This is a genomic window from Methylobacterium ajmalii (assembly GCF_016613415.1).
In the GTDB taxonomy this organism is placed as follows: domain Bacteria; phylum Pseudomonadota; class Alphaproteobacteria; order Rhizobiales; family Beijerinckiaceae; genus Methylobacterium; species Methylobacterium ajmalii.
This window is the reverse complement of record NZ_JACWCT010000049.1, coordinates 25,308-31,929: the sequence shown is the minus strand read 5'-3', so window position 1 is coordinate 31,929 and position 6,622 is coordinate 25,308. Positions and strand designations below refer to the sequence as shown.

The following is a 6,622-nucleotide window of genomic DNA, read 5'->3' as shown; positions in this document are numbered from 1 at the left end:
AGCGCGCCGGCGGCGCGTGCCACGATCCCCGTTCCTGCGCCCGGACCCGCCATCGCCCCGCCCCGACGAGGCTGCGCGCAACCGCCGCTCCCCCGGGCCCCGGGCGCGAGCCCGGCCCCGATGACGGTTTCTTAACGGCTCGTCTCGCGCATGCTACAGGACCCGGCGCCGGCGGGTCGACTCGCCCGACCCTGCCCCGACGGCCCCGGCCACATCGTTTTTTTCGCTCTCACCCCGGTTCTCGAAGCGCATGTCCTCCGTCGTCACCCGCTTTGCCCCGTCGCCCACGGGCTTCCTCCACATCGGCGGGGGTCGCACGGCTTTGTTCAACTGGCTCTACGCGCGCCGGCACGGCGGCCGGATGCTGCTGCGCATCGAGGACACCGACCGCGAGCGCTCGACGCAGGGCGCCATCGACGCGATCCTCGACGGGCTGGCCTGGCTCGGCCTCGATTGGGACGGCGACGTAGTCTACCAGTTCGCCCGGGCAGGCCGGCACCGGGAGGTGGCCGAGGGCCTGCTCGCAACGGGTCGGGCCTATCACTGCTACGCCACGCCCGAGGAGCTGACCGAGATGCGCGAGAGCGCGCGTCGCGAGGGCCGGCCGATCCGCTACGACGGCCGCTGGCGCGACCGCGATCCGTCCGAGGCGCCGGCCGGCGTCAAGCCGGTCATTCGCCTGCGCGCGCCGACCGACGGCGAGACCGTGGTCGAGGACGCGGTGCAGGGCCGGGTGGTCTGGCAGAACAAGGACCTCGACGACCTCGTCCTGCTGCGCTCGGACGGCACGCCGACCTACATGCTGGCCGTGGTGGTGGACGACCACGACATGGGCGTGACCCACATCATCCGCGGCGACGACCACCTGACCAACGGCGCGCGCCAGACCCAGATCTACCAGGCGCTGGGCTGGGACGTGCCGAACATGTCGCACATCCCGCTGATCCACGGGCCGGACGGAGCCAAGCTCTCCAAGCGCCACGGCGCGCTCGGGGTCGATGCCTATCGCGACCTCGGCTACCTGCCGGCGGCGCTCCGCAACTACCTCGTGCGCCTCGGCTGGAGCCACGGCGACCAGGAGATCTTCTCCACCGAGGAGATGGTCGCGGCCTTCGACCTCGCCCAGGTCGGGCGCTCGCCGGCCCGGTTCGACTTCGCCAAGCTCGAGAACCTGAACGGGCACTACATCCGCTCGTCCTCGAACGAGGCGCTGGTCGAGGCGATCGAGGCGATCCTGCCGACGCAAGGACAGCGCTGGGGCCTCTCCGCGCCGCTGGCCCCGGAGATCCGCGAAAAATTCATCGCCGCGATGCCGGGGCTGAAGGAGCGGGCCAAGACCCTGATCGAGCTCGTCGACAGCGCCTACTACCTCTACGCGCCGCGGCCGCTCGCCCTCGACGAGAAGGCCTCGGGCCTCCTCGGCAACGGCGGGCGCGAGCGGCTCGCCGGGGCGCTGCCGCACCTCGAGGCGCTGACCGAGTGGTCCGCCGCCTCGACCGAGGGTGCGGTGCGGCAGTTCGCGGAGAGCGCCGGGGTCAAGCTCGGGCAGGTCGCCCAGCCCCTGCGCGCCGCGCTGACCGGCCGGGCGACCTCGCCGCCGCTGTTCGACGTGATGGCGGTGCTCGGCCGCCAGGAGAGCCTGGAGCGCCTGCGCGAGCAGGCCGCCTGAGGCGCAACCAGGCCGAGTCCCCCGCGAGCCCGGCTCCCGGGGGATTCTCCGGCCCGACCCGACGACCTCTGAACAGAATCTGAATTCTGTCATCCGGGCGGGGGCGTGCGGTTGATGCCGGTGCGGTGATCCGCTAACCCGGACGGCGAGTGAGCACCCGCAGCAAAGTCGCCGCCTGCCCCCGGGCGCCGCGGTCGAGGCTCCGACGCTCGGTCACGTTGATGGAAAGGGTCCGCAACCCCATGAGCCTCCCCACCAGCACCCTCACGGTGAACGGTCGCACGATCGAGCTGCCCACCAAGGCCGGCACGGTCGGCCCGGGTGTCGTCGACATCAGCAAGCTCTACGCGCAGACCGGGCAGTTCACCTACGACCCGGGCTTCACCTCGACGGCGTCCTGCGAGTCCAAGATCACCTATATCGACGGTGACGAGGGCGTGCTCCTCTATCGCGGTTACCCGATCGAGCAGCTGGCCGAGCACGGCGACTTCCTCGAGACCTGCTACCTGCTGCTGTACGGCGAGCTGCCGACCGCGGCCCAGAAGGCCGATTTCGACTACCGCGTCACGCGCCACACCATGGTGCATGACCAGATGAACCGCTTCTTCCAGGGCTTCCGCCGCGACGCCCACCCGATGGCGGTGATGGTGGCCTGCGTCGGTGCGCTCTCGGCGTTCTATCACGACTCGACCGACATCACGGACGAGAAGCAGCGCATGGTCGCCTCCATGCGCATGATCGCCAAGATGCCGACCCTCGCGGCCATGGCCTACAAGTACTCGATCGGACAGCCGTTCGTGTACCCGAAGAACGACCTCGACTACACCTCGAACTTCCTGCGGATGTGCTTCGCGGTTCCGTGCGAGGAGTACCAGCCGAACCCCGTGCTGTCGCGGGCGCTCGACAGGATCTTCATCCTGCACGCCGACCACGAGCAGAACGCTTCGACCTCGACGGTGCGTCTGGCCGGCTCCTCGGGCGCCAACCCCTTCGCCTGCATCGCCGCCGGCATCGCCTGCCTGTGGGGCCCCGCCCATGGCGGCGCCAACGAGGCGGCGCTGAAGATGCTGGCCGAGATCGGCACCCCCGAGCGCGTCGGCGAGTACGTCGCCAAGGCCAAGGACAAGAACGATCCGTTCCGTCTGATGGGCTTCGGTCACCGGGTCTACAAGAACTACGACCCGCGCGCCCGCATCATGCAGAAGACCACGCACGAGGTGCTGAGCGAGCTCGGCATCAAGGACGATCCGCTGCTCGACGTCGCGATGGAGCTGGAGCAGATCGCCCTCAAGGACGAGTACTTCATCGAGAAGAAGCTCTACCCGAACATCGACTTCTACTCGGGCATCACGCTCAAGGCGATGGGCTTCCCGACCTCGATGTTCACGGTGCTGTTCGCGCTCGCCCGCACCGTCGGCTGGATCAGCCAGTGGGCCGAGATGATCGAGGACCCGTCCCAGAAGATCGGCCGTCCGCGCCAGCTCTACACCGGCGCCCCGAAGCGCGACTACGTGACGACCGCCCAGCGCGGCTGACGTCCTCCGCGCCAGGCGCCCCGGTAAAAAGATACGGGCGGCACGCGAGTGCCGCCCGTATCTTTTTGCGTCCGGTTCTTCTTGGCGGATCTGGCGTTGGGCCTCCCCTCCCACACGGGAGGGGACCATCGCGCCCTGCCGTGTCCAGAGGGCCTGCGGGGGCGACGATGCCGCCGCCCCCGCATCACGGTCGTCGCCTCAATGCGCCTTCTTCTTCGGCATGTAGAGGTCGGTGATCGTGCCCTCGAAGGCTTCGGCCGCCATGCCGACCGTCTCCGACAGGGTCGGGTGCGGGTGGATGGTCATCCCGATATCCTCGGCATCCGCCCCCATCTCGATGGCGAGCGCAGCCTCGGCGATCAGGTCGCCGGCCGAGGGGCCGACGATGCCGCAGCCGACGATGCGGTTCGATTCCTCGTCGAACAGCACCTTGGTCAGGCCCTCGTCGCGCCCGAGCGACAGCGAGCGGCCGCTCGCCGCCCAGGGAAACACGCCCTTGCCGACCTTGATGCCCTTGGCCTTGGCCTCGGTCTCGGACAGGCCGACCCAGGCCACCTCCGGATCGGTGTAGGCCACCGACGGGATCACCTTGGCGTCGAAGAACGAGTTCTTGCCGGCGGCCGCTTCCGCCGCGACCTTGCCCTCGTGCACCGCCTTGTGGGCGAGCATCGGCTGGCCGACCACGTCGCCGATGGCGAAGATGTGGGCTGCGGTGGTGCGCATCTGCTTGTCGACCGGGATGAAGCCCCGCTCGTCCACCGCGACGCCGGCGGCCTCGGCGCCGATCAGCTTGCCGTTGGGACGGCGGCCGACCGAGACCAGGATCTTGTCGAAGGTGTCGGTGGCCGGCGCCGAGCCGCCCTCGAACGTCACCTTGAGGCCCTCGGGCAGCGCCTCGACGGCCGTGACCTTGGCCTTGAGGTGGATCGCCTCGTACTGCTTCGAGATCCGCTTGAAGAGCGGGGTGACGATGTCCTTGTCGGCGCCCGGGATGATCTGGTCCATCAGCTCGACGATGGTCACCTTGGACCCGAGCGCGTGGTAGACCGTCGCCATCTCGAGGCCGATGATGCCGCCGCCGATGACCAGCAGGCGCTTGGGCACCCCGTCGAGCTCCAGCGCGCCGGTCGAGTCGATCACCCGCGGGTCGTCGTGGGGGATGAACGGCATCTTGATCGGCTCGGAGCCGGCCGCGATGACGGCGTTGTCGAAGCCGATGATCTTCTTGGTGCCCTCGTGCTCGACCTCGATCTGGTGCGGGCTGACGAAGCGGGCGGTGCCGATGACCACCGTCACCTTGCGCTGCTTGGCCAGCCCCCCGAGGCCGCCGGTCAGGCGCTTGACCACGCCCTCCTTCCAGCTGCGCAGCTGATCGATGTCGATCTGGGGTGCCGCGAAGCTGATCCCGTGCGAGGCCATCGCCTGGCTCTCGTCGATCACCTTGGCGGCGTGGAGCAGCGCCTTCGAGGGGATGCAGCCGACGTTGAGGCAGACGCCGCCGAGGCTCGGCCAGCGCTCGACCAACACGACCTTCTTGCCGAGATCGGCGGCGCGGAACGCCGCCGTGTAGCCGCCGGGGCCGGCGCCGAGCACCAGCACCTCGGCCCGCATCTCCTCGCCGGAGACCGGGGCGGCGCCCTTCGGGGCCGGGGCCGTGGAGGCGCCCTGGCCGCCGGCGGTGGCGGGCGAGCCGTAGCCCGCCTGGCCCGCGCCCGCCGCGAGCGGCGAGCCGCCGGCGGAGGCCGCCGGGGCCGCCTTCTCGGCGACAGCGGGCTTCGCCGGGGCTGCAGCGGCGGCACCCTCCAGCACCAGGAGAAGATCGCCCTGCGTGACCGCGTCACCCGGCTTGATCTTCACCTCCTTGACCGTGCCGGCCACGGAGGAGGGGACGTCCATGGTCGCCTTGTCGGATTCCAGGACGACGATGGTGTCGTCGACCGCGATCGTGTCGCCGGCCTTGACCAGCACCTCGATCACCGGGACGTTCTTGAAGTCGCCGATATCCGGCAGACGGACTTCGTTGCTCATCGGATCACCTCGCTGCGTGGTTCGTCAGACGACGAGGCGCCGGACGTCCTCGAGGACGTGGGCGAGGTGGCGGGTGAAGCGCGCGGCCAGCGCGCCGTCGATCACGCGGTGGTCGTAGGAGACCGAGAGCGGCAGCATCAGCCGCGGCTTGAACTCGGAGCCGTTCCACACCGGGGCCATCTTGGAGCGCACGACGCCCAGGATCGCGACCTCGGGGGCGTTGACGAGCGGCGTGAAGCCGGTGCCGCCGATGCCGCCGAGCGACGAGATCGTGAAGGTGGCGCCCTGCATGTCGCCGCCGCCGAGCTTGCCGTCGCGGGCCTTCTTCGACAGCGAGCCGAGTTCCTGGCTGATCTCGACGATGCCCTTGCGGTCGGCATCCTTGACCACCGGGACGACGAGGCCGTCCGGCGTGTCGACGGCGACGCCGATGTTGTAGTACTTCTTGAGGATCAGCGCGTCCTTCTCGGGGCTCAGCGACGAGTTGAACTCCGGGTGCTGGCGCAGCGCCGAGACCGCGGCCTTGATCAGGAACGACAGCAGGGTGACGCGGTAGCCCTTGTCCTTGCCGGCGGTGTCGAGCTCCTTGCGGTAGGCGTCGGTCTCGGTGATGTCCGACTCGTCCGAATGGGTGACGAGCGGCACGTTGAGCCAGGCGCGGTGCAGGTGCGGGCCGGAGATCTTCTTGATCCGCGGCAGCGGCTTCACCTCGGTCGGGCCGAACTTCGAGAAGTCGACTGCCGGGATCTCCGGGATGCCCATGCTGCCGGTGGCCACCGCGCCGGCGGGAGCCGCGGCGGGGGCGGCGGAGCGGACCAGCGAGCCCTTCACGTCCTCCTTGGTGATCCGGCCCTTCTCGCCCGAGCCCTTGATGCCGTTGAGGTCGACGCCGAGCTCGCGGGCGAGCCGCCGCACGGCGGGGCTGGCATGGACGTTCGAGAAATCCGGGGCCGAGGAAGCCGGGGCGGCGACCGGGGGAGCGGCGGGCTTGGCCGGATCCGGCTCCTGCTTGGGCATCAGGGCGGCGGTGTCGGCGGCGGGGGCCGCACCGGCGGACGGGGTCGCGGCGGCCGCGGCGGCCGGCGCCTTCTCCTCGGACTCGCCCTTCAGCAGCAGGACCGGGCTGCCCTCGCTCACCGTGTCGCCGACCTTGACCAGGATCTTCTCGATCACGCCGGCCGACGGGGAGGGGACCTCCATCGTCGCCTTGTCGGATTCGAGCGAGACGATCGGGTCCTCGGCCCCGATGGTGTCGCCCTCCTTCACCAGGATCTCGATGATCGGGATGTTCTTGAAATCACCGATATCCGGGATCTTGACCTCGATCGACACTGCGCACTCTCCCGATTGATTTGCTTAATACGTCTTTACGAAGATGAAATTCCCGACG

Annotated in this window: 3 protein-coding genes and 1 pseudogene; 2 read left to right on the top strand and 2 right to left on the bottom strand. The window is 69.6% G+C overall.

Annotated elements, in window-relative coordinates:
* Window positions 1-250: 250 nt before the first annotated feature.
* Window positions 251-1,669, top strand: a complete 1,419-nt coding sequence (gltX, locus tag HPY23_RS09085; protein ID WP_060847095.1) for a glutamate--tRNA ligase — start codon at window positions 251-253, stop codon at window positions 1,667-1,669.
* 242 nt (window positions 1,670-1,911) lie between these two features.
* Window positions 1,912-3,204, top strand: a complete 1,293-nt coding sequence (gene gltA / locus HPY23_RS09080) for a citrate synthase (protein WP_048427695.1) — start codon at window positions 1,912-1,914, stop codon at window positions 3,202-3,204.
* 198 nt (window positions 3,205-3,402) lie between these two features.
* On the opposite strand, the gene lpdA is transcribed toward gltA, so the two are convergent.
* Together lpdA and aceF are read right to left on the bottom strand one after the other, a co-directional pair.
* Entirely contained in the window at window positions 3,403-5,232 is a 1,830-nt protein-coding gene (gene lpdA, locus HPY23_RS09075) for a dihydrolipoyl dehydrogenase (RefSeq protein ID WP_091881814.1), read from the bottom strand.
* 24 nt (window positions 5,233-5,256) lie between these two features.
* Window positions 5,257-6,570 (bottom strand): annotated as a pseudogene (gene aceF, locus HPY23_RS09070) (dihydrolipoyllysine-residue acetyltransferase); the annotation flags it as partial.
* Window positions 6,571-6,622 lie beyond the last annotated feature (52 nt).